The 26959-nt window shown below is 59.9% G+C and carries 24 protein-coding genes; 11 read left to right on the forward strand and 13 right to left on the reverse strand.

Annotated features, from left to right (window positions below; all coding sequences use genetic code 11):
* Positions 1–16 precede the first annotated feature (16 nt).
* Both FCH38_RS07730 and FCH38_RS07735 read right to left on the reverse strand, forming a co-directional pair.
* Positions 17–2404, reverse strand: a complete 2388-nt coding sequence (locus tag FCH38_RS07730; RefSeq protein ID WP_174373403.1) for an EAL domain-containing protein — start codon at positions 2402–2404, stop codon at positions 17–19.
* 236 nt (positions 2405–2640) lie between these two features.
* Entirely contained in the window at positions 2641–3249 is a 609-nt protein-coding gene (locus tag FCH38_RS07735) for a 50S ribosomal protein L25/general stress protein Ctc (RefSeq protein ID WP_149900049.1), read from the reverse strand.
* A gap of 302 nt (positions 3250–3551) precedes the next feature.
* Between FCH38_RS07735 and FCH38_RS07740 the strand changes: the two genes are divergently transcribed.
* The 3 genes from FCH38_RS07740 (at position 3552) to adh (ending at position 8373) form a co-directional block, all read left to right on the forward strand.
* A complete protein-coding gene (locus FCH38_RS07740) occupies positions 3552–5636 on the forward strand; it encodes a putative bifunctional diguanylate cyclase/phosphodiesterase (RefSeq protein WP_174373404.1) in 2085 nt (694 codons plus the stop codon).
* Positions 5637–5742: 106 nt separating this feature from the next.
* Positions 5743–6702 carry a helix-turn-helix domain-containing protein gene (locus FCH38_RS07745; RefSeq protein ID WP_149900296.1) on the forward strand — a complete coding sequence of 320 codons (960 nt, stop codon included), beginning with the start codon at positions 5743–5745 and terminating at the stop codon, positions 6700–6702.
* Between the two features lie 153 nt (positions 6703–6855).
* On the forward strand, positions 6856–8373 hold the full coding sequence (gene adh / locus FCH38_RS07750) for an aldehyde dehydrogenase (RefSeq protein WP_153514973.1): 1518 nt from the start codon (positions 6856–6858) through the stop codon (positions 8371–8373).
* A gap of 134 nt (positions 8374–8507) precedes the next feature.
* Here adh and FCH38_RS07755 read toward each other — a convergent pair whose 3' ends face one another.
* Positions 8508–10772 carry a methyl-accepting chemotaxis protein gene (locus tag FCH38_RS07755; RefSeq protein WP_174373405.1) on the reverse strand — a complete coding sequence of 755 codons (2265 nt, stop codon included), beginning with the start codon at positions 10770–10772 and terminating at the stop codon, positions 8508–8510.
* Between the two features lie 187 nt (positions 10773–10959).
* Between FCH38_RS07755 and FCH38_RS07760 the strand changes: the two genes are divergently transcribed.
* From FCH38_RS07760 to FCH38_RS07775, 4 genes are read left to right on the forward strand one after another with little or no spacing between them, the layout of a single operon-like run.
* The gene (locus FCH38_RS07760; RefSeq protein WP_149900053.1) at positions 10960–11799 is read left to right on the forward strand and encodes a glycosyltransferase family 2 protein; all 840 of its coding nucleotides are present in this window, start codon (positions 10960–10962) and stop codon (positions 11797–11799) included.
* Between the two features lie 20 nt (positions 11800–11819).
* The gene (locus tag FCH38_RS07765; protein ID WP_142840682.1) at positions 11820–12107 is read left to right on the forward strand and encodes a lipid-A-disaccharide synthase N-terminal domain-containing protein; all 288 of its coding nucleotides are present in this window, start codon (positions 11820–11822) and stop codon (positions 12105–12107) included.
* Positions 12082–13593 carry an ArnT family glycosyltransferase gene (locus FCH38_RS07770; protein WP_174373406.1) on the forward strand — a complete coding sequence of 504 codons (1512 nt, stop codon included), beginning with the start codon at positions 12082–12084 and terminating at the stop codon, positions 13591–13593. Before FCH38_RS07765 ends, FCH38_RS07770 begins: the two co-directional genes overlap by 26 nt.
* Positions 13583–14431, forward strand: coding sequence for a phosphatase PAP2 family protein (locus FCH38_RS07775; protein ID WP_149900054.1), 849 nt, complete (start codon positions 13583–13585; stop codon positions 14429–14431). Before FCH38_RS07770 ends, FCH38_RS07775 begins: the two co-directional genes overlap by 11 nt.
* A 244-nt stretch (positions 14432–14675) precedes the next feature.
* On the opposite strand, the gene FCH38_RS07780 is transcribed toward FCH38_RS07775, so the two are convergent.
* From FCH38_RS07780 to lgt, 6 genes are all read right to left on the reverse strand, one after another.
* Entirely contained in the window at positions 14676–15608 is a 933-nt protein-coding gene (locus tag FCH38_RS07780; RefSeq protein WP_046798416.1) for a ribose-phosphate pyrophosphokinase, read from the reverse strand.
* Between the two features lie 220 nt (positions 15609–15828).
* A complete protein-coding gene (locus FCH38_RS07785) occupies positions 15829–16593 on the reverse strand; it encodes a hypothetical protein (RefSeq protein ID WP_149900056.1) in 765 nt (254 codons plus the stop codon).
* Between the two features lie 90 nt (positions 16594–16683).
* Complete coding sequence (locus FCH38_RS07790) at positions 16684–17835, reverse strand: M24 family metallopeptidase (RefSeq protein ID WP_174373407.1); 1152 nt, start codon at positions 17833–17835, stop codon at positions 16684–16686.
* A gap of 1 nt (position 17836) precedes the next feature.
* Positions 17837–18631: a peptidoglycan editing factor PgeF gene (gene pgeF, locus FCH38_RS07795; protein ID WP_174373408.1), complete on the reverse strand. Its 795-nt coding sequence runs from the start codon at positions 18629–18631 to the stop codon at positions 17837–17839.
* Positions 18632–18781: 150 nt separating this feature from the next.
* On the reverse strand, positions 18782–19882 hold the full coding sequence (locus FCH38_RS07800; RefSeq protein WP_174373409.1) for a class I SAM-dependent methyltransferase: 1101 nt from the start codon (positions 19880–19882) through the stop codon (positions 18782–18784).
* A gap of 15 nt (positions 19883–19897) precedes the next feature.
* Entirely contained in the window at positions 19898–20710 is an 813-nt protein-coding gene (lgt, locus tag FCH38_RS07805; protein WP_174373651.1) for a prolipoprotein diacylglyceryl transferase, read from the reverse strand.
* A 308-nt stretch (positions 20711–21018) separates the two neighbouring features.
* Between lgt and FCH38_RS07810 the strand changes: the two genes are divergently transcribed.
* The 4 genes from FCH38_RS07810 to FCH38_RS07825 all read left to right on the forward strand — a co-directional run bounded on the left by FCH38_RS07810 (position 21019) and on the right by FCH38_RS07825 (position 23402).
* Positions 21019–21282: an accessory factor UbiK family protein gene (locus tag FCH38_RS07810; RefSeq protein ID WP_149900061.1), complete on the forward strand. Its 264-nt coding sequence runs from the start codon at positions 21019–21021 to the stop codon at positions 21280–21282.
* Between the two features lie 428 nt (positions 21283–21710).
* Complete coding sequence (locus FCH38_RS07815; protein ID WP_142840357.1) at positions 21711–22211, forward strand: YbjN domain-containing protein; 501 nt, start codon at positions 21711–21713, stop codon at positions 22209–22211.
* Between the two features lie 2 nt (positions 22212–22213).
* Positions 22214–23032, forward strand: coding sequence for a pyrroline-5-carboxylate reductase (gene proC, locus FCH38_RS07820; RefSeq protein ID WP_174373410.1), 819 nt, complete (start codon positions 22214–22216; stop codon positions 23030–23032).
* 28 nt (positions 23033–23060) lie between these two features.
* The gene (locus tag FCH38_RS07825) at positions 23061–23402 is read left to right on the forward strand and encodes a tRNA-binding protein (RefSeq protein WP_174373411.1); all 342 of its coding nucleotides are present in this window, start codon (positions 23061–23063) and stop codon (positions 23400–23402) included.
* A gap of 76 nt (positions 23403–23478) precedes the next feature.
* Here the strand turns inward: FCH38_RS07825 and FCH38_RS07830 are convergent, their stop codons facing one another.
* The 4 genes from FCH38_RS07830 to FCH38_RS07845 form a co-directional block, all read right to left on the reverse strand.
* Positions 23479–24858 (reverse strand): ATP-binding protein, encoded by a 1380-nt coding sequence (locus tag FCH38_RS07830; RefSeq protein WP_174373412.1) that lies wholly within the window; start codon positions 24856–24858, stop codon positions 23479–23481.
* A 29-nt stretch (positions 24859–24887) separates the two neighbouring features.
* Positions 24888–25601, reverse strand: a complete 714-nt coding sequence (locus tag FCH38_RS07835; protein WP_046797979.1) for a response regulator — start codon at positions 25599–25601, stop codon at positions 24888–24890.
* Positions 25602–25603: 2 nt separating this feature from the next.
* The gene (locus tag FCH38_RS07840) at positions 25604–26131 is read right to left on the reverse strand and encodes a MarR family winged helix-turn-helix transcriptional regulator (protein ID WP_153514983.1); all 528 of its coding nucleotides are present in this window, start codon (positions 26129–26131) and stop codon (positions 25604–25606) included.
* Between the two features lie 199 nt (positions 26132–26330).
* Positions 26331–26936, reverse strand: coding sequence for a DUF1236 domain-containing protein (locus tag FCH38_RS07845; RefSeq protein ID WP_149900066.1), 606 nt, complete (start codon positions 26934–26936; stop codon positions 26331–26333).
* Positions 26937–26959 lie beyond the last annotated feature (23 nt).

Here is a 26959-nt window from a genome sequence, read left to right on the forward strand (position 1 = left end):
GGCTGTCTCCACCGCCTCACGCTTGCCGTGCCGCAATGCGGCCAATATCGGATATTGTGTCCAATGTAGTGATCAGCCTTTCGACGGGCTGTGGCCTTGCGAAGAAATAGCCCTGTCCGTAATCGGCGCCTATTTCCGTCAGAAGTTCCTTCTGCTCTTCCGTCTCGACGCCCTCGGCGATGACGGTGCAGTTCATCTTGTGCGAGATGGCGGCTATGCCTTCGACCAGCATGCGGTTGCGCTGCCTGATTTCCACCGCGTCGTCGCAGATGGAGCGGGTGAAGGACTGGTCGATCTTGACGATATCGACCGGAAAACGGCTGAGATAGCTGAGTGAGGAATAACCCGTGCCGAAATCATCCAGCGCGATGCGGCAGCCCAACTGGTGAATGGCGTTGAGGATCGCCCGGATTTGCGGGTCGTCCTTCATGATGACGGCCTCGGTTATCTCGATGACCAGCCGTTTGGGAAGGATGCCGTGCCGGTGCAGCACGCCGGCGATCCGCGTCGGCAATCCCGGTTCGAACTGTAGCGGCGAAAAATTCACCGCCACATAGGTCTGTTCCATGCCCGGCAGGCGCGACAGCCTGGCAAGATTGGCGATCGACTGATCGAGGATGACATTGCCGATGCGATTGATGGTGCCGTTCTCTTCCGCAAGGCTGATGATGGCGGCGGGGGAGAGCAGACCCTTTTCCGGGTGATTGAGACGCAGCAAAGCCTCGAAACCCGCCGTTCCGCCGGTCGAGAGGTCTTGAATTGGCTGGAAATGCGCCTCGAACCAGTCTTCGGAAAGCGCCTGTGCGATATCCCTCTCCAGTTCGGCATATTCGCGCGCCCGGTCCATGATCGAGGGATCGAAGATCTGTGAGCCGTTTTTGCCCGTTCTTTTGCGGCTATACATGGCCATGTCGGCATTCTGCAGAAGCTCGGAGGCGCTGGTTGCATGCAGGGGATAGACGGCCATGCCGATGCTGGCGCTAAGGCGGATACTGTTGCTTCCGATCTCAAAAGGCGTATCCAGTATGGCGCAGATCCGCTCGCAGAACTGCAGGGCGCGCTCTTCCACCGTGTGGCCGGCAAGCAGAATGGCAAACTCGTCGCCGCCCAGACGCGATGCGCTGTCGAGCGGCGTCAGTAGCGGTTCGAGTTTCAGCGTGAATTCGCGCAGAACCGCGTCGCCCGCAGCATGGCCGAGATTGTCGTTGATGGCCTTGAACCGGTCCAGATCAATGAAGAGGCAGGCCAGTTCGCTGCCGTTCCTGTCCGCATCGCGGATTTGCAGGTCGAGAATCGCTTCGAAACCCTGACGGTTGAAGAGGCCGGTCAGATGGTCGGAAATGGCCTGCTGGCGGTTACGTTTTTCAGACTGGCGCAGTTCGGTCACGTCAGTCATGACGCAGAGGCATGTGCTCTGCTGCGTGGCATCGCTGGAATCGAGGGCTTTCTCGAGAATGAGGGCGTCCATGACGCCGCCGTCCATGCAATGAAAGCGGACCGTAATGCCGGTATGTGGGGCGTCCGGCGACTGTTGTGCCGCCTTGCGCTGCTGGAACAGGGGCCGGTCATCCGGGTGGATGAGGTCGGCGAAATTCAGGCCTAGTATTTTCGCGCGGTCGTAACCGGTCGCCTGCACCCAATAATCGCTGACGGCGGCAATCCGGTCATGCCTGTCGAGCGAGAACAGCATGGCGGGTGTGCGGTTGTAGATCTCCGTCTTGCGTTCATGGGCGTTCTTGATCTCCAGCTCTTCCTTTTCAAGCTGGGTCTGCATTTCGTTGAAGCTTTTCGCCAGCCGGCCGATTTCGTCCTTCGAGCGCCAGTCGACATGGTGACGGGAGCCGAGACGCCGTGTCGCCTCTATCGCTGCCGCAAGCCGCATCAGCGGGCGGATGACCATGAAGCGGTTGCCGGCGATGGCCGCCAGGACGATGGTGAGAATGGCGAGAACGAAAATGGTGATGAAAGCCATCTCGGTGCGGCTGAGAGAGGTGAGGAGGCTGACATTGTCGTAATAGACCGTCAGTTCGCCAACGGTAACAGTGCCCTTCGTCGTCTTGTAGGTTACCTCGCGCGTCGTTGAGGCGGCATCCTGAATAAAACCGCTGCCGGCCGTCTGCACGATATCGAGCTGGCCGGACGTATCCTTGACCTCGACCATCTTGATCGTCGGATCGGAAACAAGGGTTCCGGTAATCTGATTTATGGTGTCGTCGTCCATATCCCAAAGGGGGCGGGCGAGCGCCTGCGCATTTGTCGACAGCAGAATCTCAAGGTGATTGCGCTGGCTACGGATGGCCTCGTGATAGGAGAGCGTCAGCAAAAGGGTAAAGAGCGGAGCGACCACTGTAAGAAGTGCGCCGGAAACAATCGCGATAAAGCGGCTTTCGACGGAATGAGCCATGTTTGATTGCAGCTACCCTTTGCCCCGGAATTTTGCGCCCCGTTTTCATCCGTCCGAAGTTTCCACGACAGCGCAAGGGTATCTTTTCATGGAAGTGTTAATCGACACTGAAACAGGTCCCGCATCATGGGCTGGCGGCAAGCTTTCTGTCTTTAAAGTTCACAAAAACTAAAAGGCCCGTTCCGAAAACGGAACGGGCCTCAATGTCCAAAGCTATCCGGCCTTGCGGCCGCCGATTATTCCTCGGAAGCTTCTTCGGTCGTCTCTTCTGCAACGCCTGCAGCCGGAGCAATGATCGTTGCGATCGTGAAGTCACGGTCGGCGATGACAGGCGTGATGTTCTTCGGCAGCTTCACATTCGAAATGTGGACGTTGTCGCCGATCTTCAGACCGGAGAGATCAACGGTGATGAATTCCGGAATGTCGTTGGCCGGGCAGTGGAATTCCACCGTGTGGCGAACGATGTTCAGAACGCCGCCGATCTTGATGTCCGACTTTTCTTCGTTTTCGAAGTGAACCGGAACTTCAACGTTGACGAGCGTGTTGCCCGAAACGCGCAGGAAGTCGACGTGCATGGTGAAGTCGCGGACCGGATCAAGCTGGTAGTCCTTCGGGAGAACCTTGATCTTCTTGCCGTCGACGTCGATCGTCCCAACCGTCGTCATGAAACCGCCAGCGTGGATACGCTTGGTGACTTCATTGGTCGAGAGTGCGATAGAAATGGGGGCCTGCTTGTCACCATAGATGACAGCGGGAATCAAACCGTTGCGGCGAAGTTCACGAGAGGACCCCTTACCAACTCGTTCGCGCGCCTCGGCCTTGAGCTCATACGATTCTTTGCTCATGGCAATTCCTTTCGAGGTTATATGGAGAGTTCATGCCCGCAGGCGCTGAACTGGAGAGGCTTAAAAGCCATCCCGCCCGCGTTGCCTCCAAGGGTGTCTACACGGGTGCGGGCGCTATAATACAAAAGGACCATAAAGACAAGAGCGGCCCGTTTTTCACGAGGGCGTAGTCCTGATTTTATTAGTTGCAACTAATTCACTCGTTTGTTGCAACTTTTAATATATGCTTATCCATGCATATAAACCCGCTGAAAACCTGGCAAATGATAAAGCTGCACAAAATTCCAATAGTGTAGATGATAATGCTGACAGTTCTCCAGTGCCTCGCCATCGATCATGACTTCCGATATACCATTGCAGCGGTCTTCGTCTGCATGCTGGGAAGCTTCGTTACGATACGTCTTTTTTCGAGGGCGCGCCTGGCGACCGGGCTGCAGAAGGTCAATTGGCTGTTTCTGGCGGGTGTGAATGGTGGTGCTGCGATATGGACCACCCATTTCGTGGCGATGCTGGGTTATTCCGCGGCGGGCGAGGTGGGTTACGATCCCTATCTGACCGGACTGTCGCTTCTTGTGGCCATTGTCACGACAACTGCCGGCTTTGGCATTTCCGCCTATGCCGGACGCAGCGCGCTGGTGGAAGCGGGTGGCATGATCCTCGGTCTTGGTATCGCGGCGATGCATTATACCGGCATGGCCGCTTATAATGTGCAGGGCGTGATTTTCTGGAACCAGGCTTATGTCATCGCCTCGCTGGTGCTGGGCGCGGTGCTGGGCGCGATTGCGGTCAACCGAGTGGCGCGGCCCCTCAACCGCTTTTGCCAATATAGTGCGGTAACGTTTCTGATCCTGGCCATCGCCTCGATGCATTATACCGGCATGGCCTCGATGTCCTTCGCGTTTGATCCTCGCGTCGTCATTCCGGAGAATCTGCTGCCGCCGGCCATTATGGGCGGAGGTGCCATCGCGGTCACGCTTCTGCTGCTGGCGCTCGGACTTTCCACCTATGTCATCGATGCCCAGTCCACTCAGCAGGCGGTTGCCCGCTATCGCCATCTTTCGCTGCACGATCCGCTGACGGGCATTCCCAACCGCGCGGCTTTCATCGAACATCTCAACCGTCGCACGCGTCATATTTCCCTGGGCGCGCATACCGCACTTCTGTCCATCGATCTCGACCGCTTCAAGGAAATCAACGACGTGCACGGTCACGCGGCGGGGGACGCGGTGCTGCGCGCCATTGCCGACCGGGCGAGTTCCGTGCTGAAGGCCGGGGAGTTTCTGGCCCGCATGGGTGGCGATGAATTCGTGGCGATGACCCATTCCTATTATACCCGTGGCGACGGCGCGGAATTCGCCCAGCGACTGATCGAACAGATCAGCAAGCCGGTCGAGTGGAACGGGCAGACATTTTCCGTGGGCGCAAGTGTGGGCATATCGGTCCGCAACAGCGGCGCCATTGATGCCGACACGCTGATGGCGCAGGCCGATGTCGCCATGTATCGGGCAAAAGGCGGCAGTTCGGATACGATCTGCTTCTATGACAAATCCATGGACGAGGCTGCCCGCGAGCGCAACGCGCTTGCCATCGCCATGCGCAGTGGTCTCGCCAACAAGGAATTCGAGCTTTATTACCAGCAGCAGAACGATACCAAAAGCGGCAGCATTGTCGGTTTCGAGGCGCTTTTGCGCTGGAAACATCCCGAACGGGGCATGGTTTCTCCCGCTGAGTTCATTCCGATTGCCGAACAGACCGGCTTCATCGTTGAACTCGGCGAATGGGTTCTTCGCGAAGCCTGCGCGCAGGCCGCGCTGTGGAAGAAGTCGCTTTCCATCGCCGTGAATGTTGCGCCGCAGCAGCTCGCGGATAATGATTTCCCCGAAAAGGTGGAGAAGATCATTCTGGAGACGGGACTTGCGCCGGAACGGCTCGAGCTGGAAATCACCGAAGGCAGCATCATTGCTGACCATCGCCACGCGCTCATCACGATCCGCAAACTCAAGGCGCTCGGCGTAAAGATTGCCATGGACGATTACGGCACGGGCTATTCCTCGCTGTCGACGCTGCAGAGTTTCCCTTTCGACAAGATCAAGATCGACCGCGCCTTCATTGATGGCCTGTCGACCAATGTGCAGTCGGAGGCGATCGTTCGCTCGACCCTCATTCTGGCGCACAGCCTCAACATCCCGGTGCTGGCGGAAGGGGTGGAGACCAAGGCCCATATCGAATTCCTGCGCCGCGAAGGCTGCCTGCAGGTGCAGGGCTTCTTTTTCGGCAAGCCCGGTCCGCTGAACTCCATCGCCAATCTTGTCGATGATACGTTCCTATCAGTTGAGGAAGAAACCGACGCGACCGACGGCCGGCGTTACTTCAAGGCGGTTCGTTAGGCCGGCCGCAGCCCGCGGTTGCGGCCGGCCATACCGGTCGCAAAGTTTTTAGTTGAAACATGAACGCTTCCAGCGCACCATTGCCGAAAAGCTTTGGGAGGAGCGTATGCCGACAGACATCGCCCATGCGGACCGCGTCTATGAAACCGCGGGCCACCGTTCCGCAGCCGCAAGTTCTCCGATTGTCGCTTCATGGCGTCGTTGCATGGTCAAGCACCGACTTGCGCCGGAGGAAAACCGTAAACCGATCTTCCTGAGCGATGTCGAGTTTCGCCGTGCCCGCGAAAGTGCTGCGGGCCTGATCGCCGAAAGCACTGATGAACTCGACCGCATCTTTCACAGTGTCGGCAAATCCGGCTGCTGCCTGCTTTTGACCGATGCGCAGGGTGTTGCGCTGGAACGGCGCGGTGCTGCCGCCGACGACCGGGAATTCCGTGCCCTCGGTCTCTGGTCCGGTGCGGTCTGGAGTGAGGCGAGCGTCGGTACCAACGGCATTGGCACGGCACTTGTTGATGAGCGCTCGGTGGTGGTCTATCGCGACCAGCATTTCTTCACCTCGAACACCGAACTCTGCTGCACCACGGCGCCCATCCGCGATCACACTGGCCGGGTGACGGGGGCGCTCGATATTTCCACCTGCCGCGACGACATCAACGAGATGACCTTCTCCTTCGTCACCCAGGCGGTAAGGGATGCGGCGCAGCGCATCGAGGGCAATCTTTTCCGCCGGGCCTTTCCCGGAGCACGCATCGTCGTTGTGCCGAGCGGTTTCGGCGCGGCGCTTTCGCTGCTGGCGGTGGATCAGGACGATCTCGTTCTCGGCGCGACGCGTGCCGCACGTCTGGCGCTGAAGCTCGACGACCATGCCATCGCGCAGGGTCTGCCCGCTGCGGATATTCTGCAGGAAGAACGTCACGACGGCGGTTCCGACCTTGCGGAAGCGGAGCGCTCGGCCCTGCGCCGGGTTCTGTCGCGCACCAATGGCAATGTCACGCAGGCTGCATCCCTGCTCGGCATCAGCCGCGCCACGCTGCATCGCAAGATGAAGAAGCTTGCCGTGCATTGAGGCTGTTTAAGCCTTCCCGCAGCGCGTCTGTCGCAGATGTGAGACAATGTGCGCTGCGGAACTGCGCCGCCCCTCTACCGGCCCGCACCATCCAGGCCCACCTTCCTCTCATGCGATCCGTCGCGGATCGTTTTCATCAGGGAGGATGAAATCATGAATATTCAGGTTCAGCAGAAAGCCGGCGAAGCGCCCTTCAAGCTGAAATACGGCAACTACATCGGCGGCAAATGGGTGGAGCCGAAATCCGGCCGCTACATGGATAATCTTTCCCCCGTCACTGGCCACAAGATCTGCGAAGTTCCACGCTCTGACGCGTCGGATGTCGAATTTGCGCTCGATGCCGCCCACAAGGCGAGGGAGAAATGGGGCAAGACGAGCGTAACCGAGCGCTCCAACATCCTGCTCAAGATCGCCCAGCGTATCGAGGACAATCTCGACCTCATCGCCCGGGCTGAAACCTGGGATAACGGCAAGCCGCTGCGCGAGACCACCAATGCCGATATTCCGCTCGCCATCGACCATTTCCGTTATTTCGCCGGCTGCATCCGCGCACAGGAAGGCACGATCGGCCAAATCGACAACGACACGGTCGCCTATCATTTCCATGAACCGCTCGGCGTCGTCGGCCAGATCATTCCGTGGAACTTCCCGATCCTCATGGCCACATGGAAGCTTGCGCCAGCGCTCGCCGCCGGCAATTGCGTGGTGCTGAAGCCAGCCGAACAGACACCTGCCTCCATTTTGCTGGTGATGGAGCTGATCGAGGACCTGCTGCCGCCCGGCGTGCTCAACATCGTCAACGGCACCGGTCTCGAAGCGGGTAAGCCACTGGCGCAAAGCAACCGCATCGCCAAGATCGCCTTTACCGGTTCCACCTCGGTGGGCAAGGAAATCATGCGTTATGCGGCCGACAACGTCACCAACATCACGCTGGAACTGGGCGGAAAGTCGCCGAACATCTTCTTTGCCGATGTGATGAACGAAGACGACGCTTTCCTTGATAAGGCGCTCGAAGGTTTTGCCTTCTTCGCGCTCAACCAGGGTGAGGTCTGCACATGCCCGTCGCGGGCGCTGGTGCATGAATCGATCTATGACCGCTTCATGGAAAAGGCCATCAAGCGGGTTCAGGCCATCAGCCAGGACGATCCGCTCAATCCGTCGACCATGCTGGGCGCGCAGGCCTCGCAGGAACAGTTCGACAAGATCATGAGCTATCTGGACATCGGCAAGAAGGAAGGCGCCAGGGTTCTGACCGGCGGCGACCGCAAGACGCTCACTGGCGATCTGAAGGACGGCTATTACATTCAGCCGACGATCTTTGAAGGCAACAACAAGATGCGGATTTTCCAGGAGGAAATCTTCGGTCCGGTTGTTTCCGTCACCACCTTCAAGACGGTGGAAGAGGCGCTCGAAATCGCCAATGACACGGTTTACGGACTGGGCGCCGGTGTCTGGAGCCGTGATACCAACATCGCCTATCGGGCCGGTCGCGGCATCGAGGCGGGCCGTGTGTGGACCAATTGCTATCACGTCTATCCGGCGGGTGCGGCATTCGGCGGCTACAAGCAATCGGGCATTGGTCGCGAGACCCACAAGATGATGCTCGACCACTACCAGCAGACCAAGAACCTGCTGGTTTCCTACAGCCCGAACAAGGTTGGCTTCTTCTGAGTTCCTCCCCGGAAGCCGGCGGTGGTTCTTCATGATCTCAAGCCGCCGGCGCGTTCCCAGGGGCTTCGGCCCCTGGGAACCCGGTACAAACAAAAAGGCCGGAGGTTTTGCCTCCGGCCTTTCGTCGTTACGGCTTATGCCGCGTAACGCTGATCCCGCTGCTGGGTATGGCCGACGGAGAATTGCCCTACCTGTTCGGTCAGGCCATCCGCCTCGTTTGCCAGCGAGAAGGCCGCTGCCGTGGTTTCCTCCACCATGGCCGCATTCTGCTGCGTCACATGATCGAGTTCGTTGACCGAGGCATTGATCTCGCCAAGGCGGCCTGACTGTTCGCGCGATGCCGTGGCAATCGCGCCGATCTGGTCGCTGACCGACTGGACGCGTTTCTGGATTTGCTCCAGGCTTTCGCCGGTCTTCAGCACCAGAGCCACGCCGCTTTCCACATCGCCCGCCGAGGTGGCGATCAGCGTGGTGATGTCGCGCGCGGCGGCGGCCGATTTCTGGGCGAGTTCGCGAACCTCCTGCGCCACGACCGCAAAGCCCTTTCCGGCTTCACCGGCGCGCGCCGCTTCCACACCGGCATTCAGTGCCAGAAGGTTGGTCTGGAAGGCGATCTGGTCGATGACGTCGATGATCTGGCGGATCTTCGACGACGAGGTTTCGATCCGCTCCATGGCGACGATCGCTTCTTTCACGACAGCCGTGGATTTATGGGCGTCCTGCATGGTTTCCGCCGTCGTGCCGACTGCGACATCGCAGCGTGACAGCGAAACATTGACGGCCTGCGTCATGTCGCCCAGTGCCGCTGCGGCTTCTTCAAGGGCGGCGGCCTGACGTTCCGTGCGCCGCGACAGATCTTCCGATGCGCTTTTCAGCTCGCCGGAACCGGAGCGGATGGCATTGGCGCTTTCGCCGATATTGGAGATTGTCGCTTCCAGCCCTGCCATGGAGTTGTTGAAGTCGATGCGCAGATGATCGAGCGACGGCACGAAGGATTTTTCAATACGAAGATCGAGCCTGCCGGCTGCAAGATGAGCAAGGCCCGAGGCAAGCGCATCGACGGCCTCTTCCAGTTCCTTGGCGCTTCTTGCCTTTTCCATTTCGCGCTGGGCGCGTTCCTCGTCCAGCTCCTCGCCCTTACGATGCGACTCGGCTTCCATGTTCTGCTTGTCGAGAATGCCCTGCCTGAAGGATTCCAGCGCGCGCGCCATGGTGCCGATCTCGTCGCCACGGGAAACCGCCTTGATCTCGATGTTGTTTTCACCACCGTTCAGGCGCTCCATCAGCCCGGCAAGGCCGGTCAGCGGCTTGGTGAGGCTGGCGGAAACGAAGATGCCGATAAGCGTCATGACGGCGAGCACCGCCAGTGTCGCCAGCGTAGCCCAGAAGGCCAGATCGTTGGCGGCGGCGAGAACCTTGCTTTCCTGCTGACCGATGGCCAGAAGATGCTTCTGTCCGAAGACGGAGACCGGGCGATAGGCATAGAAGATGTTGCCCGCAGACGTATGCGCCATCACCGTTCCGGCTTCGCTGCTGCCGGAGAGGGCCGCGAGGCTTTCGGAAATGGCGGCATCTGCGCCGCCCGAAAGCACGCCTGCCCGGCGTTTGCCATCCGCCGTCAGAAGAACGGCGTCGTCGATGGTCTTGCCGGTTTCCTCAGGGGTGACCACCGCACCGATGCGGTCGGCTGAAATGCGCATGATGACGGCGCCCTTGCGCTGCAGTTGCCCCCAGTTGGAGACCGCGAGCGGCATGCCGACCATGGCCGCATCATTTGCTCCGCCGGTAAATCCGGTCGTGCTGACGACACCGTCCTTGCCGGCTTCCACGCGGTCGAACAATTCCTTGATCGCGCTGTTCTCCGGGTCCTTCACATCGGTCAGGAAGTTCTTGCCCTTGGTGACGGAGTAGATAATCAGCCCGGTCTTGTCGATCACATAGATATCGCTGACCCGGGTGTTGCGCCAGACGCTGGCGATGGTCGCGTTGATCGTTGCGTGGCGGATGGCGTAGAGCAGCCGCAATCCTTCGCCATTGAAGGAGGCGCGCTCTTCCTCGGAGACACCTTCGCGGCGGAAAGCCTGGATGATCGCATCCTTTTCCGTCGGCACGACATTGGTCATGGTTTCCAGCGCCTGGGCGATCGCGGCATTTTGCGACAGTTCGGAAATGCTCTGTTCAACCCGCAGCGTATAGGCGTCCAGCTGCTTGGACTGGTTTCCTGCAACCGTCTCCAGCCTGATTTTACTGGCGTCGATCAGGCCCGACTTGCCCATCTCATAGGACAGCAGCCCCACGGACAGGCAGGAAACCAGCGTTGCGCCCGTAACGAGCGCCGCAAATTTAGCCTTGATTGACAATGATTTAGCTCTGACAGCAGTCGGATTTGCACCCGGCATCTGTTTCCTCCCCCAAAAAAACGTTGCCGCAGCGTCGCAACAATTGTTTACGGCCACGTTAAAGGGCTGAAATTTGTATGATTATTTCCCGCATACCGCGAAAAAATCGTCGACCTGCTCAGGCGTCGTACCCGTAATAAAACTGCAACAGAACGGGCGCATACCGTGCAAAGTTCAACGGTCGTTCATGTTCATGCAAGCTTTTCGCGCTCCATCTCCTGCCACAATCGATGATGTTTGCGGAACCCGCGCAGACGGATATGACGGAGCCACTTTGCGATCGACGCCTGATTTCGCCGTTATCGTGCCCATGCACAATGAGGAAGCGAGTGTTGAGACGCTCGTGGCAGAGATCGTGGCTGCGTGTCAGCCGGTCGGCCAGTTCGAGATCGTCGTGGTAGACGACGCCTCCTCGGACCGCACGGCGGACGCCGTTCTTGCGCTTGGCGATCGTTATCCCATGTTGCGGCTGGTGCGGCACGACCGCCAGGGCGGGCAGTCGGCGGCGATCCATAGTGGTGTGCAGGCGGCGCGCGCGCCAGTTATCTGCATGCTTGACGGCGACGGCCAGAACCCGCCGGACAATCTGCCGGCGCTGCTTGCACCGCTTCTTACCGCCAATGGCACCGGCCGCCTTGGGCTCGTTGCCGGCCAGCGCGTCGGCCGGCGCGATACGCTTGGAAAACGTCTTTCCTCCCGCTTCGCCAATGGGCTGAGGGCGCGGATATTGAAGGACGGCACGCGCGATACCGGCTGCGGCCTCAAGGCCTTCCGCCGTGACGCCTATCTCGCCTTGCCCTATTTCGATCATCACCACCGCTATTTCCCGGCGCTGTTTAATCGCGACGGCTGGCAGGTCGCCCATGTCGACGTGACGCATCGGGCGCGGCAGCATGGCAATTCCCATTACACCAATATCGGCCGCGCGCTTGTCGGCATCCACGATCTGATCGGCGTCGCCTGGCTGTTGCGCCGGCGCAAGCGGGCAAGCTGGGCTGAAACTTTCAAAACGGAGACATCGCCGTGAATACACCGGCTCTATGGTCCATGCTGCATGTTAACAGCTGGAAGGAATTTCTCTGGGTCATGACCGGCTTCATGGGCCAGATGCTGTTCACCATGCGTTTTCTGGTTCAGTGGATTTCATCGGAACGGGCCAACCGTTCGGTCATTCCCGTGGCCTTCTGGTATTTTTCCGTGCTCGGCGGGTTGGTGCTTTTGTCCTATGCGGTGTGGCGCCGCGACCCGGTCTTTATCATCGGACAGGCATCCGGGCTGTTCATCTATGCCCGAAATCTCTGGTTGATCCATGCAGAACGCCGCCAGCATGCATGACGGGGCAGCAGCTCTTCCCTATGCGCAGGCGAGCGAACAGCGGCAATGGATGACGCTGGCGCTTGCGGCCATCGTGCTGGTGACGGCGCTGCGCGTCCTCGGTCTTGCCTTCAATCGCACCGATCTCTTCGTCGATGAGGCGCAATATTGGCTATGGGGCCGCGAGATGGCTCTCGGCGCTTATTCCAAGCCGCCGCTGATCGGCTGGCTCATTCGCGCGTTCAGCATTCTGGGTGGCGGCGAAGGCACTTTTCAGGTGCGGCTGGCCGCACCTGTGGTCCATGGCGTGGCGGCGGCGGCCATCCTTGTGCTTGGGCGGATGATCTATGAGGCCAGGCTCGCTTCGCTCGCCGCGGTCGTCTATCTGACATTGCCCGCTGTGACGCTCGGCAGCCTGCTGATCTCGACCGATACACCGATGATGCTGTTCATTGTGCTGTCGATGATCTGCGTGCGCAAGTTGGCGCAGGCCCGCAGTGAGGGCAGGGCGGCGGTGGGCTGGAGCCTCGCGCTCGGCCTCTGTTTCGGCCTCGGCCTGATGTCGAAATACGCGATGATCTATTTTCTGCCCTGCTTCATCGCGGCTGGCTGGCTTTGCACGGGTTGGCGCATCCGGCTGCGGGATGCGGCGATCGCTGCTCTGGTTTGCGTCGCGGTCATCGCTCCCAATCTGTGGTGGAATGCGGCGCATGATTTCATGACCGCGCGCCATACGGCTGACAATGCCAACTGGCATGGCATTCAGCTGAAAATTGGCCCGGCGCTCGAGTTTTTCTTCTCGCAGGCGGGTGTTGTCGGGCCGTTCGTCTTCGTCGCCATGATCGTTGCGACATTGCGCGCCAAGAGTGCTGAAACCCGGGCGCTGGTTGCTCTTTCGGTGCCGATTGTGCTGTTGATCACGGCACAGGGGTTGATGTCGCGGGCGCTCGCCAACTGGGCTGTCGGGGCCTATGCCGCGGGGGTGCTTCTGGCGGTGCCGGTGCTGGCATCCCGGCGCTGGCTGACGGTCTCCACCCTTGTGCTCGGTGGTGTCGTCGCCGTCGCGCTGCCCGTCATGACAATTGCCGGGACGCAACTACGCCTGCCGAGCGGCGAACTGGCGATGAAGCGTTATCTCGGCCGGTCGGAATTGGTGTCTACTGGTTTTATTCGGGCGAAAGAAGCGGGGGCGGATGCCATCGTCGCGTCCGATCGCTCCATATTGGCCGAGCTTTTTTATCAGCTGCGGGACGAAAAACAGCTGCTGACACGCGCATTGCCGGAAACGGGCGTGCCTTCCAGCCACTACGCGCTTCTTTACCCGCTGAAAGCCGGTGAAGCGAAAAACCCGCTGTTTCTGGCAAGCGCGGATGGCCTGCCTACCTGCCTTTCCGGCGAAGCGCCGGTTGCACGCTGGACTGCCGGGCCGGGTTTCCTCGAGGGCAGGGAAATCGGGCTCTGGCGCCTGCTGCCGCAATGCATTCCGGGAGGCGCTAATGGACAATGACCTTTCGCATATGCGGATCACGATCTGGGTGATGTTCGTCACCCTGGCGCTTGTCATCCTGTTTGCGACCTTCCCCTCCATCGATCTTGGGTTCTCTTCGCTGTTCTTCTCTCCCGAGGGAAATTTGTGGTCTGGCCGCGAACCGCTTCCCGAGTGGTTTCGCGACACATTGCGCGAGCTGACGGAACTCGCCACCATTTTGGCCTTCATCGTCTTTATCGGCAACATCCGGCTCGGTTCCCAGCAGCGCACCGGCTGGCGCGTCTGGGCTTTCCTCTGTGGGCCGGTGGTTTTGTGCGCCGGGCTTCTGGTCAACGGCGTGTTGAAGGCCAATATCGGCCGTGCCCGGCCGTTCAGCGTCAGCGATTTCGGCGGGCAGCAGCTTTTCACACCACCCTTCCAGTTCAGCACCCAGTGCTTTTCGAACTGTTCGTTTTCGTCGGGGGAAACGGCGCTAATCGCCAGCTTCTTCCTGCCGCTCTGCGCGCTCGTCTGGCCCCGCCTGCAATGGCCCGGTCGTGTCGTGATGGGCAGCTTCGCCGCCGGCGCGGTCATCCTCATGTCCGGTCTTCGTATCGCGGCCGGCGGGCATTTCCTCAGCGATGTGGTGATGTCTGTGCTGTTTTCAGCCCTGACGACGCTCTTTCTCTACCGGGCGCTGGCAATCGGTCGTCATCGCCATCTGTTTACGAGTGATGCCGTCACCGCAGATACGGTCAGCCTGTGGCGTCATGGCAGCCATGCCGTCCGTCTCCGGGCCAAGCGATGGTGGCCGAAAATCAAGGCCGCCGCCACACGCCTGCAACGGCCTCCGGATGCGGGCGCGGCATCGTCTTGAGTGGCGTAGAATGATTTTTGCGGTCGTGCTTTAACGCTTCAATGGTTTTCCGGGAGGCGAGGGCGACGACCTTTCGGACGCGCATGAAGTATGGGGGTCATCCGATGAATGGCAAACCTCACCCAGCACTCCGACGTCATCCTCGGTCCTGTCCCGAGGATCTGCAACGGCTTGATTTCGTTGACGTGTCTAGATCCTTGGGTCAAGCCCAAGGATGACGTTGAGATGATGTGTAACGGCAGCGTCAGTCGAACAGGCCGGAAACCGACTGTTCCTGTGCGGTGCGGTTGATTGCTTCGCCGAGCAGGCCCGCCGTGCTGATGACGCGGATATTGTGTGCGGATTGCACACCGGTGGTCGGCTGGATGCTGTCGGTGATGACGAGTTCGCGCAGCTTCGAGGAGGCCACGCGGGCAACTGCGCCGCCGGACAGCACGCCGTGGGTAATATAGGCGGTGACGCTGGTGGCGCCCTTCTTCAGCAGCGCTTCGGCCGCATTGCAGAGCGTGCCACCGGAGTCGATGATGTCGTCGATGAGGATGCAATCCTTGCCGGAAACATCACCGATAACGTTCATGACTTCGGATTCGCCCGGACGGTCACGGCGCTTGTCGACGATAGCTAGCAGACAGTCCAGACGTTTCGACAGGGCGCGGGCGCGCACCACGCCGCCGACGTCAGGTGAAACGACCATGACGTTGTTGGTGTCGTAATGTTCCTTGATGTCGCGAGCGAGAATCGGTGCTGCGAAAAGGTTATCGGTCGGAATATCGAAAAAGCCCTGGATCTGGCCGGCATGAAGATCAAGCGTCAAGACGCGGTCGGCACCGGCTTCGGTGATCAGATTGGCAACGAGCTTGGCGGAAATCGGGGTGCGGGGGCCGGCCTTGCGGTCCTGGCGGGCGTAGCCGAAATAGGGAAGCACTGCCGTGATGCGTTTTGCCGAGGAGCGGCGCATGGCATCGATCATGATGAGCAGTTCCATCAGATGATCATTTGCCGGAAACGATGTGGACTGAACGACGAAAACGTCCTCGCCACGGACGTTTTCACTGATTTCTACGAATATTTCCTGATCAGCAAACCGCTTTACGGTGGCATTTCCCAAGGGAACGTTGAGATACTTGCAGATCGCTTCGGCAAGGTGCCGGTTCGAATTGCCTGCGAAAACCTTCATTGCGCCCGCCTGTTTCCATGCCATCGCCTTGCGCTACGGAAATCTGTCTGCCGTAACCAAGCGTCGTTCAAGGGGAGGAACATCCGGCTGAAAAACCTTTGCCGGACACGCCTTGTTGCCATGCGCGCCTTAATAGCGCTGTTGCTTCCGATTGCAAGAGGACTCAGCGCTTTCGCAATGATTTTCATGAAATCTCTGTGACTTCTCCCGCCGTTTCACCTCATCCCCTTTGAGACTGCTTCCATGATGAATAGTCGCTAAGCGTTTTTGCGGCGATATCCTGCATGACCCTGTCGGTCACGGCGGCCCATGGATCGCTGCCCTTTGCGGCCACTGTCTCCTGTCCCTGAAGACGGTGAAGCCGCACGCCATTGGCATCCAGCACATCCCACACGTAGATAACATTGACCTTGGCGCCATCGGCAAAGGCGGAGAAATATCCTTTCAGGATGTTCTCTGCCGAGTTGTCGTTGGAGGCGCGGATGGTCAGTCCCTTCGCCCGTGCCTCGGCACCCAGCTGCCGCGAGAGCGGCGTGACGGCCTGAACGGGCGCGCCGATGATCGGCAGGAAGCGGATGGTATTGCCGGAACCGGCCGGAGCAAGCGCGGCCGTTTGTTGCAAGGGCGGTGGCTGGCCACCCGCAGGGGATGGTGCGGATGAAGGGGCCTGGCCAAGCGGCTCGCCATACTGGCTGCCGCTGGAAAGCGCTTGTGCCTGCGCCTGCAGGGAATTCTGCGGCGCATAGGCTGGCACGGAGGATGCGATTGCCGACGCACCTGCCGGCGCGCGGTCGGCGGCGGCGGCCATCTGGTCGAGATCGCCCTGGGTTACCGGCGTCGACTGTGACGTATTGTGGCCGACATCCACCTGCGGTGTCAGCGCTTCCGTGGTGTTGCAGCCCGAGAGGGCCAGCACCAGCGCCGGAACGACAAGAGCTGGAGAGGCAAAGGCTGGGAAAGGGGAGACAAACCCCGTCCGGCTCACGTGACGTTTTCTCTCATGTTCCGCTCCTTCCTGCCCAAGGTGGCGGCAATGTAAGGGCGGTTTTCACGCTCTGTCAAACCCGGCGGCGATTTAAGCTGTGAGAAGATCGAGACTATGGCGCGAGAGCGGCTCCGGAGCGCTGTCGGTGGTCAGATAGGTCTGGCCGAGCGTCATGGCGGTGCCAGCATCGGAGTCCATCACGATCATATGCACGAACAGCGTCATGTCGCTGGTAATCTCCTGTGGATTGCCGGCGTGGAACATCTGATGCTCCATCCAGGACGGCGAGAAACGCGCGCCCAGCGAATAACCGCAGGAGTTCAGCCGGTGACGGGTGAGCCCGCGCTCGTCCATGACGCGGGCGTGGACGTCGAAGACATCGCCGAAGGTCTTGCCCGGCCGCAGCACTTCCTCGATGGCTGTGAGATTTTGCAGGCAGGCGCTGTAAAGTTCCTTCTGGCGGAAATCCTGCTCGCCAATCACCACCGTGCGCATCATGGCGGCATGGTAATGGGCGCTGACGCCGGCCCATTCCAGCGTTAGCTGGTCCTTGGTGTCGAGCCTGCGGCGGCCGGATTTGTAACGGCACAGCAGCGCATCCGCGCCGGAGCCGATGATGAATTCATTGGCGGGATAATCGCCTCCGCCAGCCAGCACCGCGCCCTGCATCGCTGCGAGAATTGCGGCTTCGTCCGCGCCGGCCTTGATGAGCGGCAGAGCGGCGTCGAGGGCGTCGTCGGCAAGCTGGCCGGCCTTACGGGCATAAGCAATCTCGGCCGGGCTTTTGACGAGCCTAAGCGTGCTGACGAGGTAGGAGGCGTCAACCATCTGGCCGAAGCTGGCAAGCTGGTTGTCCAGCAGGCGGGCGACACGGCCGGTCATGCCGTGGGTATCGTATTCCACGCCGATTTTTGCGCCGAGCAGGTCGAGGTCACTCAGGAGATTTTTAAGATCGAGCGTCGGGTCGGCATTGGGCCGGTCGACCCAGATGAGGATATTTTCGATGATCGAGGTGTTGCGCGCCTGACGCAGATCGGCCGAGCGGGTCAGCAATGTCATTGAACCGTCCGACTTGACCACCAGCGTCTGGAAAAAGCAGTAGCCGAAGGTATCGTAACCGGTCAGCCAATACATGCTTTCCTGCGCAAAAAGCAGCAGGGCATCCAGCTTCTCTTCCGCCATTTTCGCCATCAGCCGCTCGCGGCGGGCTTCGAATTCCGAAAGCTCGAAGTGCAGGGCCATGTCAGTCCTCCAGAATTGCGATTGCGGAAATCTGCCGGCCATAATCGGGTTCGGCGCGGTGGGTCGTGCGGCGGTAGGAATAGAAACGTTCTTCATCCGGATAGGTGCAGAGGCCGAGATTTTCCGCCTTTACGCCGGCTTTGGTCAGGCGGTCGATGGTGAACCGCTTGAGGTCGAAGAGGGCATGGCCCTGCTTCTCGGCTTCGGTGAAATAATCCGCGTAAGCCGGATCGATATCGATGAAGCGCGCCACATATTCTGGCCCGACCTCGTAATTGCTCTGGCTGATGGAGGGGCCGAGCGAGGCTGCGATGCGCTCGCGGTTGGCGCCCAGCTTCGTCATGGTCTCGATGGTGTTTTCTAGCACGCCGAACAATGCGCCCTTCCAGCCAGCGTGGGCAGCGCCCACGACACCGGCTTCGGCATCGGCAAACAGGATCGGGCCGCAATCGGCGCTCAAGACGCCGAGTACGAAACCCGGCGTCGCCGTCACCATCGCATCGGCTTGCGGGCGGTTGCCGTCATAGCTTTCATCGACCACGAGAACATCGGGAGAATGGACCTGATGAACGGTGGCGAGGCGTTCCGGGGACAGGCCGAACCATTGCGCCACGCGCCGGCGGTTTTCCTGAACAAGTTCCGGCTCGTCATGCGAGCCGAGACCGACATTGAGACCCTGATAAAGCCCTGAGGAGACGCCGCCCTGCCGAGTGAAGAAACCGTGGCGAACACGGTTTTCACCTGACGCGGCGAGCAGGGGGCTCTGGATGGGGAGCGGCAGCGTTACGTTCTGCATGGTGCGGGAGTTCCTTGGAGAATATCGCTGTTGGCCAGTGGGGTGCGTTAAGCGAGATGTTTCCTGTTGCTGCGGCGTTGCGCGGCGTGTGTGATGCAGTGTGCCTGCTTCGTGTGTCGCGACGATGTTGGCCCAGAGGTTATTGCGCTGTCAATCCACCGCACGAAACGGCATGAGATGAAGCGCGGGACTTGAAACGGCGATGACCTTGAAAAGTTCCCCCATCTTGCCGGCGCCTTCGCCGGCGAGACGGTTGACCGCTTCGGCAATCGCCAGCATCTGGTCGGGTGTCGCCTTGGCGGCAAGGGCTGCCGCCCGCTCCTTGAGGCCGAGACCGTAAAGAAAGTCACCCTGTCTCAGGGTGCCGTTGACATGCACACCGGTCGCTTCGGCTGTTTTCACGAGGCTTTCGAAATCGACATGGCTCGTCAGGTCCGCTTCGCCGGGATGCGCAAGCGGTGGGTCGAAGGCGTGGTGGCGCATGGCCTGCAGCGTATCGCCAAATCCGGCGACCAGATGGCCGTAGTCGATGGCGAGCGCCGTGCCGCCATGGATAGACAGGCGCTCGCAGATCGCCGTCATCACGGCTTCGCGGGCGGGTGAAACTTCGAATATGGTGCCAAGCGGCTGTCGTTCAGGCTGCGGTGGCAAGAGGGCTGGGTCGATGCCGGCAAGGCCGGTCGAGAAGACAAGCTCGTCATTTGCATCGAGACTGACAACCCGCTCGCGGAAACCCTGCGGTGTTCTCACGAATTGCCGTATCGGGATGGCGTCGAAAAGTTCGTTGGCGACGAGGAGCAGGAAGCCTTCCGGCACCGCGTCGAAGCTTTCATGCCATGTTAGCCGGCCGGCATGGTCGGCAAGCGTTTCCTTCTGGATTGTGGAAAGGCGAGGACTGGTCTCCACCAGATGGACCCGCATCGCCTCGTAAAGCGGCGGTGCGATGCGGCGGATGACGCGCAGCATGTCCGACATCATGGTGCCGCGGCCGGGGCCGATTTCCACCAGCCGGGTCTCCGTGGGCGCGCCGTGCCGCTGCCAGGCATGCACCACGAAAACGCCGAGCATTTCGCCGAAAAGCTGGCTGACATCAGGCGCGGTGATGAAATCACCCGAGCGACCGAAGGGCTCGCGGCTTTTGTAATAACCGTGTTCGGGATCAGCGAGGCAAAGCGAGAAATAGTCGGTGACGCTGAGCGGACCGTTGAGCCGGATAAGGGATTTGATGCGTTGCGCAAGCGGTGTCGTCATGGCAGGCCATACCGCTTAGGCGATTTTTGCGGCGCTGCGTGCGCGCAGGACCGCCCAGAGGCCGAGAAGAAACATGGGTGTGGAAAGCACCATGCCCATGGTCAGCCAGTTGCCGGCGAGATAACCGATCTGCGCATCCGGCTCGCGGAAAAATTCCACGAAGATGCGTGACAGGGCATAACCGCAGACGAAGATGCCGGTGACGACGCCGGGTGTTTTCAGCGCCCTGAAGGCATAGATGGCGATGGCCAGAATGATGACGAGTACGAGGCCTTCGAGGCCTGCTTCATAAAGCTGGCTCGGGTGCCGCGCAAACGGCCCGCCGGTCGGGAAGACGACTGCCCAGGGCACATCGGCGATGCGGCCCCACAATTCGCCATTGATGAAATTGGCGATGCGGCCGAACAGCAGGCCGATGGGTGCGACGGCTGCGATGACGTCGAACATGCTCCAGACCGGGATGCCGTTCTTGCGGGCAAAGAGGATCATGGCGACGGTGGTGCCGATGAGGCCGCCATGGAACGACATGCCGCCGTTCCATATTTCGAGCGCCCTTAGCGGATTGGCGGCGACGGCGCCGAGATCGTAAAACAGGATGTAGCCGATGCGGCCGCCGAGCACGATGCCGCCGGCTGCCCAGAGGATGAAATCATCAAGGTGCTGTGCCGAAATCGGCGAGGTATCGTTCGGCCACAGGCGATCCGTGCGGGCGAGGCGGCGGGCATAAAACCAGCCGAGCATGATGCCGGCGACATAGGCAATGCCATACCAGTGGATCGCCAGAGGCCCAATGGAGAGCGCAATCGGATCGATATTGGGAAAGGGCATGATGGCAAGTTGGGTGGGAGCGGCTAACAATCCGTATATTCCGTCATCGTTGCTGGGCGGACAACAGAATGATCCATTGCCTCGAGGGGCCGGGCGATGATGCTCACCGGTCTCCCTGACGCCAAGGAAAATGGCGATTGCCGAGGCGGCGGTCAAGGTGATTTTTCGTGAGCGGATTGCGATGTCGGGCGCTGCAGCGAAAGGCCGCATTTTTCGATTTCGCTTGCAAGGCGGCTGTCGAGCACCTACCTGAAAGGCATCAACAGCAGGGAATGGAACGCTCCCTGAACCGACGAAGGAACAGCGCCATGAGCACGACAGGCACCAACCGTATTCTGGATGAATTCGCCAGGCTGATGACCGATGCGGCCGGCGCGGCGCAGGGCGTGCGCAAGGAAGCGGAAGCCGCCCTTCATGCACAGGCGGATCGCTGGCTGAACAGTCTCGATGTGGTCAAGCGTGAGGAATTCGACGCGGTGCGTGAAATGGCCATCAAGGCGCGCGATGAAAACGACGCGCTGCGCGCCCGCATCGAGGCTCTGGAAGCAAAGCTTTCGGCCGCCAAAGACTGATTTTTAGCGCTTTTTCCTGATGGGTCCCGGATCGCCTGCGATTCCGGGACTTTTTGTTTGCGGGCCATGCAACCCGAAATAATCTCCGGTTGCCAAAACCAGCCTCTGGCGCGATTTTTTTGGTGCCTGTGGACACTTCCAAAAAACGCAATCGCCAGAGTCGCTTATGTATCTCGCCTGAGGTGATGGGGGAGAAGATATCCACTGCTCAAAAAGCAAAAATGGCGGGCGAGGGGTGGCAGCAGGACTCGGCCATTATACACTGATTTTAAATGATGATTCGAAACGACCTGGTAAGCTCCGGACAGGGTGAATGGTTAATTCTGTTGGTGTCGGGCAATCGTCTCAAATGTTGAATCCGGTTTGTGTGTGCGTTTTGTGCCCGGCGTTCAAAACAGAACATTCAATACCGGCTGAGAAGGTGCCGCATGAGCCTGATAGAATTTGAAATTGAACGTCAGTCCAATCCCGTGGACATGATCGAGATTGTCGCTGCCTCGAATGACTGGTCGTTCGAGCGTTCCGGCGAAGACGAGATCGCCATGACGGTGGCTGGTCACTGGGCCGATTACCACGTTTCCTTTGCGTGGATGGAGGATTTCGAGGCGCTGCATCTGGCCTGCGCTTTCGACATCAAGGTGCCTGACCACCGCGTCAACGAAGTCATTTGCCTGCTGTCGCAGGTCAACGGGCAGGTGCTGATGGGTCATTTCGATCTGTGGCGGCAGGAAGACGTTGTGATCTTCCGCCAGTCCCTGCTTCTGGCGGGTGGTGCCGAACCCAACAACCAGCAGGTGGAAGTGCTGCTTTCCAGCGCGCTTGAGGCCTGCGAACAATATTATCAGGCATTCCAGTTCGTCGTCTGGTCGGGGCTGGATGCGAAAAGTGCAATCGAAGCGGTCATGTTCGAGACCGTCGGAGAAGCGTGAAGATGGTATACAAGGCTTCCGGTCCGCTCGTCCTCGTCGGTGCCGGCAACATGGGCGGCGCCATGCTTTCGGGCTGGCTGAAAAAGGGCGTGCCGGGATCTCAGGTCATCGTCATCGATCCGCGCCCTTCCGATGCCATGCGAACGACGATTGCCGAGGCCGGAGCGACTCATAACGAAAGCGTGCCTGAAGGCGTCAAGGCTGGCATTCTGTTTGTGGCGGTGAAGCCGCAAATGATGGAAGCCGTGCTGCCGTCCCTCAAGCCTCTGCTCGGAGCGGATACCGTCGTCGTCTCGATTGCGGCCGGCACCACCATCGGCACGTTCGTCTCTCATTTCGGCGCGGTTGCCGCCGTGCGGGCCATGCCCAACACGCCGGCCATGGTAGGGCGCGGTGTGACGGGGGCTTATGCCAACGATCGGGTGACGCCGGAACTTAAAGCTGTGGTGGACGGGCTGCTAAAGGTCAGTGGTCCGGTCGAATGGGTTGAAACCGAAAGCGATATAGACGCGGTGACCGCGGTTTCGGGCAGCGGCCCGGCCTATGTCTTTTATCTGGTGGAATGCATGGCGGAAGCCGGCCGCAAGGCCGGTCTGCCGGCGGATGTCGCCATGCGCCTGGCGCGAGAAACCGTGGCCGGTGCAGGCGAATTGCTGCATCAGTCCCCAGACGAGGCGGCGCGCCTGCGCCAGAACGTGACCTCGCCCGGCGGAACCACGGCGGCGGCACTTTCGGTGCTGATGGCTGATGATGGCATGCAGCCGCTGTTCGACAAGGCGATTACGGCGGCAAAAACGCGTGCGGAAGAACTTGCTGGTTGAAAAACTTGCAGGCAAGCGGGAGCAGGGTATGAGCGGTGAAATTTCCTATGCCGATTTCGAGAAGGTCGATATCCGTGTCGGCACCATCGTCGAGGCCGAACCCTTTCCCGAAGCCCGCAAGCCGGCAATCAAGGTGAAAATCGATTTCGGTCCTGACATCGGCATCAAGAAATCTTCCGCGCAAATCACCGTGCATTATACGCCGGAAAGCCTGATCGGCCGGCAGGTGTTGGGTGTGGTGAATTTTCCGCCGCGCCAGATCGGCCCGTTTCGCTCCGAGGTCCTGACGCTGGGCTTTGCTGACAGCAACGGCGATATCGTGCTTGCTGCCGTCGAACGGCCGGTGCCGAACGGCGAGAAGATGTGCTGAGACAGCAGCATGGCCGCTCGATCTCTTAGGTTGAGCACGGTATTCCCGAATTCATGACAGTTTTCGCTCCGGTGTCTTATGCCGGAATTTTAACGATTACCCGCAAACCGCCCATCGGGCTGTCGTCCAGCGATACGTCGCCGCCATGGCCGCGCGCGATGTCACGGACGATGGAGAGGCCAAGTCCTGTGCCCGAGGCGTTGAGGTTGCGCGCCTCGTCCAGCCTGAAAAACGGCTTGAAGACATCTTCGCGGGAGGCCTCCGGAATGCCCGGCCCGTCATCATCGAAGGTCATGATGATGGAGCGCGGCGCCTTGCGGATATCGACATGGAGATTGGTGGCATAACGCTGGGCATTTTCCGCCAGATTGGCGACGAGGCGGGAAAGGGCGTTCGGTCGCGCGATGATACGGTCGATATTATAAAGCTCGTAGCTGAATTTCTTGCCGTGAAGCTCGAAATCATGGCCGATCTTCTCCAGAAGTGCGGGAAGCTCCAGCGTGCCGACATCCTCCTCGACATCGGTGCGGGCAAAGGTCAGATAGGCCTCCAGCATCGACTGCATGTCCTCGACATCCTTGTCCAGCCCTTCAAGGTCCGGATTGTCGCCCGCCAGAGCCAGTTGCAGCTTGAAGCGCGTGAGGATGGTGCGCAGGTCGTGGCTGACGCCGTTCAGCATGGCGGTGCGCTGCTCCATCTGCCGCTCGATGCGTTCGCGCATGAGGATGAAGGCGAGACCCGCCCGCCGGACTTCATCTGCGCCACGGGGAGAATAGGCACTGATCTTCTGGCCGCGGCCGAAATTTTCGGCCGCTTTGGCAAGCGCTTCGATGGGCTTGATCTGCCCGCGCAGGAAGAGGATCGAAATAGCAATCAGCACCAGCGATGCGCCGACCATCCAGACGAGGAAGATATGGGTATTTGAAGCATAGGCCGCGCTGCGGCTGGTAAAGACGCGCAGGGTCTTGTCGTCCAGCTGGACGCGGATTTCCACCAGCGAGCCGTTGCCATAGGTATCAATCCAGAATGGCCTGCCGATCTGCTGGCGCAACTGATCGGCCAGAATTCTGTCGAGGATCGAAAACAGTGGCTCCGGCCTCGGCGCGGGCAGGTCTGCCTTCGGTTCGATATAGACACTGAGATCCAGTCTCTCGCGGGCAATGCGGATGACGCGCTGGTAGTCATCTTCCTCGGGGTCGGTTTGCAGAAGCTCGATGATCGCGGCAATATCGCGCGTCACGGCGGCAGAAAGACGCTCCGTCACCAGCTGCCAGTGCCGCTCCATGAAGACGGCGGCGACCACGCCCTGAAGCAGGATCATCGGCAAAATGATGATCAGCAGCGAACGTGTGTAAAGCCCGGTGGGCAACCAGTGGCGCAGCCCTCTGGCAAACGAACGCCAGGCCTTCGCTATGCCGCTTTTTTTGACCGTATTGAGAAAATCGAGGCTCGCCATGGCCGTGCGCCCGCCTTTCGTTTGTCCTGTCAATCCACGCTCAGCCGGTAGCCGATGCCGCGCACCGTTTGCAGATAGACCGGGTTGGCTGGGTCGTCCTCGATCTTGCGGCGAAGACGGTTGATCTGCACGTCAATGGTTCTTTCGCCCACTTCCGATTCCGCCTCAACCAGTTCATGCCGCGGAATGGTGTCGCCGGCGCGAAGCGCAAAAAGCAGCATGATCTCCTGTTCACGGTCCGTCAGGCGGATCGTTTCGGGGCCGCGGCGCAATTCCTTTTTGGGAATGGAGAAGCTGTAGGGACCGAACATGATCTGCTCGATCTTGGGCGTATCGGGCGAAGTGTTGCGCCGCAGGATATTGTTGATGCGCAGGACAAGCTCACGTGGGTCGAAGGGCTTGGCGAGATAGTCATCAGCGCCTGCCTCCAGCCCCTCGATGCGGGAATCCGCTTCCGAGCGGGCGGTCAGCAGAATGACCGGCACGGATTTGTCTTCGTTCAGCGAGCGGGTGAGCGAAAGTCCGTTTTCTCCCGGCATCATCACGTCGAGGATGAGCAGGTCGAAACGGATGCCGATCATTTTGCGGCGCGCTTCGGCGGCATCCGCAGCGACGGAAATTCGGTATCCCTTCTCACCCAGAAAGCGCTGGAGAAGGTTGCGAATGCGGGCATCGTCATCGACGATCAGGAGGTGGGCGGCGTCGTCATCCGCCGGCGGGCGTTTTGTCGTTGCTGTCGCCATTGTCAGTCACTTTCGCCGGTTGCCGGGCTGCGCATTTGCGCCAGGAATTTTCGCACGCAGGCGCGGGCATCGGGGCCAAGTCCCTCCAGCGCACGATCGATACGCCGCGATTGTGGTTCGCTCAGGGCCAGCGCCAGTTCGCGTCCCGTCAGTGTCGGATAAAGCCGGCGCTGGCGGCGGTCTTCGGGGCCGGCCATCTGGCGGATATAACCGTCGTCGATCAGTTGCTTGAGGACGCGGGCAAGGCTCTGTTTGGTGATCTGCAGGGTATCAAGCAAATCCGCCACCGTCATGCCCGGCTGCCGGCTGACGAAATAGACTACCCGGTGATGCGCCCGTCCATATTCCAGTTTCGACAGGATAACATCGGGATCGGAGACGAAATCGCGATAGGCGAAAAACAGCGCCTCGATTATATCGAAGTCGATCTTGCCGTCGTCAACCTTCGGGAGTGCCGGTATTTGTCTCGCGGCGGCGGTTTTGAGCGATTGCGGTGGCACTGCGGTTCCTTCATATCCTGCGGCTGACATACGTCGATGCGCCAATATTCTGTAAACATAGCCGAAAATGCGTCCGCTCGGGAGAATGCCGCCGATCATTTTCTGTTGCGGTGGATAATATGCTGCGGGTGCGGGTGCAACTGGAATCCTGAGTGGCCTTTACCGGAAATAGAAAAGAGCGCGGGAAGTCCGCGCTCTTCAGTTGTTCCATACCATTCAGCCAATGGGTCTACTGATAAACGTAGACGATCCGGTGCGTTGATGGCTCGACCAGAACCGGCACGTCGTTCACCCGGACATAACGATACTGATAGTCGGGGACTTCAACGAGACGGGTATCGGACGGCAGAGTTGTGCCGACGACCACATCGCCATCGAAGGTAACTGTGTCCCCAGGATGCTCGTCCATATAGGTGATAACCGCTTCGGGCGGGGTGATGTCGACGTCGCCCACGCGGCCGAGGTTCGGGTCGCCGGGATTGGGTTCAGCCTGCACGCTTGAGGTCTTTTCATACGTCACGACAGGCACGCTGAGTTCCGTGCGGCGGTCTTCGAGAATGACGGGAGAACCCTCATACATCACATTCAGATAATCGGCATGCGCCCAACCGCGCAGGCCATTGACCTCGATACGGCACCAGCTGCTGCCATCCATGCAGCCGTCCAGCACTGCGCTGCTGCCACGGGTGGCCAGACCCAGTTCGGGATAGTCTTCGCCGGGGCCGGAGCGAACGGAAATGTCCGATGCGGTGGTGGCGACCATGGCGGCGTTTGCATAACCGGCCATCAGGGCGAAAGCGCCGCCAGCCATGAGCATTTTAAGCGTCTTGTCCATGTGTCTCACTCCTTTTAAGACTG

Source organism: Agrobacterium tumefaciens (assembly GCF_013337285.1).
Taxonomy (GTDB): Bacteria; Pseudomonadota; Alphaproteobacteria; order Rhizobiales; family Rhizobiaceae; genus Agrobacterium; species Agrobacterium burrii.

Coding starts and splice junctions, on each gene's coding strand:
- FCH38_RS07800 (WP_174373409.1), bottom strand. CDS start 19,882: ATGACGACACCGCTTGCGCAACGCATCAAATCCCTTATCCGGCTCAAC.
- FCH38_RS07745 (WP_149900296.1), top strand. CDS start 5,743: ATGCCGACAGACATCGCCCATGCGGACCGCGTCTATGAAACCGCGGGC.
- FCH38_RS07845 (WP_149900066.1), bottom strand. CDS start 26,936: ATGGACAAGACGCTTAAAATGCTCATGGCTGGCGGCGCTTTCGCCCTG.
- FCH38_RS07825 (WP_174373411.1), top strand. CDS start 23,061: ATGAGCGGTGAAATTTCCTATGCCGATTTCGAGAAGGTCGATATCCGT.
- FCH38_RS07760 (WP_149900053.1), top strand. CDS start 10,960: ATGTTCATGCAAGCTTTTCGCGCTCCATCTCCTGCCACAATCGATGAT.
- FCH38_RS07790 (WP_174373407.1), bottom strand. CDS start 17,835: ATGGCCCTGCACTTCGAGCTTTCGGAATTCGAAGCCCGCCGCGAGCGG.
- FCH38_RS07765 (WP_142840682.1), top strand. CDS start 11,820: ATGCTGCATGTTAACAGCTGGAAGGAATTTCTCTGGGTCATGACCGGC.
- pgeF (WP_174373408.1), bottom strand. CDS start 18,631: ATGCAGAACGTAACGCTGCCGCTCCCCATCCAGAGCCCCCTGCTCGCC.
- FCH38_RS07840 (WP_153514983.1), bottom strand. CDS start 26,131: ATGTCAGCCGCAGGATATGAAGGAACCGCAGTGCCACCGCAATCGCTC.
- FCH38_RS07730 (WP_174373403.1), bottom strand. CDS start 2,404: ATGGCTCATTCCGTCGAAAGCCGCTTTATCGCGATTGTTTCCGGCGCA.
- FCH38_RS07755 (WP_174373405.1), bottom strand. CDS start 10,772: ATGCCGGGTGCAAATCCGACTGCTGTCAGAGCTAAATCATTGTCAATC.
- FCH38_RS07830 (WP_174373412.1), bottom strand. CDS start 24,858: ATGGCGAGCCTCGATTTTCTCAATACGGTCAAAAAAAGCGGCATAGCG.
- proC (WP_174373410.1), top strand. CDS start 22,214: ATGGTATACAAGGCTTCCGGTCCGCTCGTCCTCGTCGGTGCCGGCAAC.
- FCH38_RS07835 (WP_046797979.1), bottom strand. CDS start 25,601: ATGGCGACAGCAACGACAAAACGCCCGCCGGCGGATGACGACGCCGCC.
- FCH38_RS07775 (WP_149900054.1), top strand. CDS start 13,583: ATGGACAATGACCTTTCGCATATGCGGATCACGATCTGGGTGATGTTC.
- adh (WP_153514973.1), top strand. CDS start 6,856: ATGAATATTCAGGTTCAGCAGAAAGCCGGCGAAGCGCCCTTCAAGCTG.
- FCH38_RS07735 (WP_149900049.1), bottom strand. CDS start 3,249: ATGAGCAAAGAATCGTATGAGCTCAAGGCCGAGGCGCGCGAACGAGTT.
- FCH38_RS07740 (WP_174373404.1), top strand. CDS start 3,552: ATGCTGACAGTTCTCCAGTGCCTCGCCATCGATCATGACTTCCGATAT.
- FCH38_RS07770 (WP_174373406.1), top strand. CDS start 12,082: ATGCAGAACGCCGCCAGCATGCATGACGGGGCAGCAGCTCTTCCCTAT.
- FCH38_RS07810 (WP_149900061.1), top strand. CDS start 21,019: ATGAGCACGACAGGCACCAACCGTATTCTGGATGAATTCGCCAGGCTG.
- FCH38_RS07780 (WP_046798416.1), bottom strand. CDS start 15,608: ATGAAGGTTTTCGCAGGCAATTCGAACCGGCACCTTGCCGAAGCGATC.
- lgt (WP_174373651.1), bottom strand. CDS start 20,710: ATGCCCTTTCCCAATATCGATCCGATTGCGCTCTCCATTGGGCCTCTG.
- FCH38_RS07815 (WP_142840357.1), top strand. CDS start 21,711: ATGAGCCTGATAGAATTTGAAATTGAACGTCAGTCCAATCCCGTGGAC.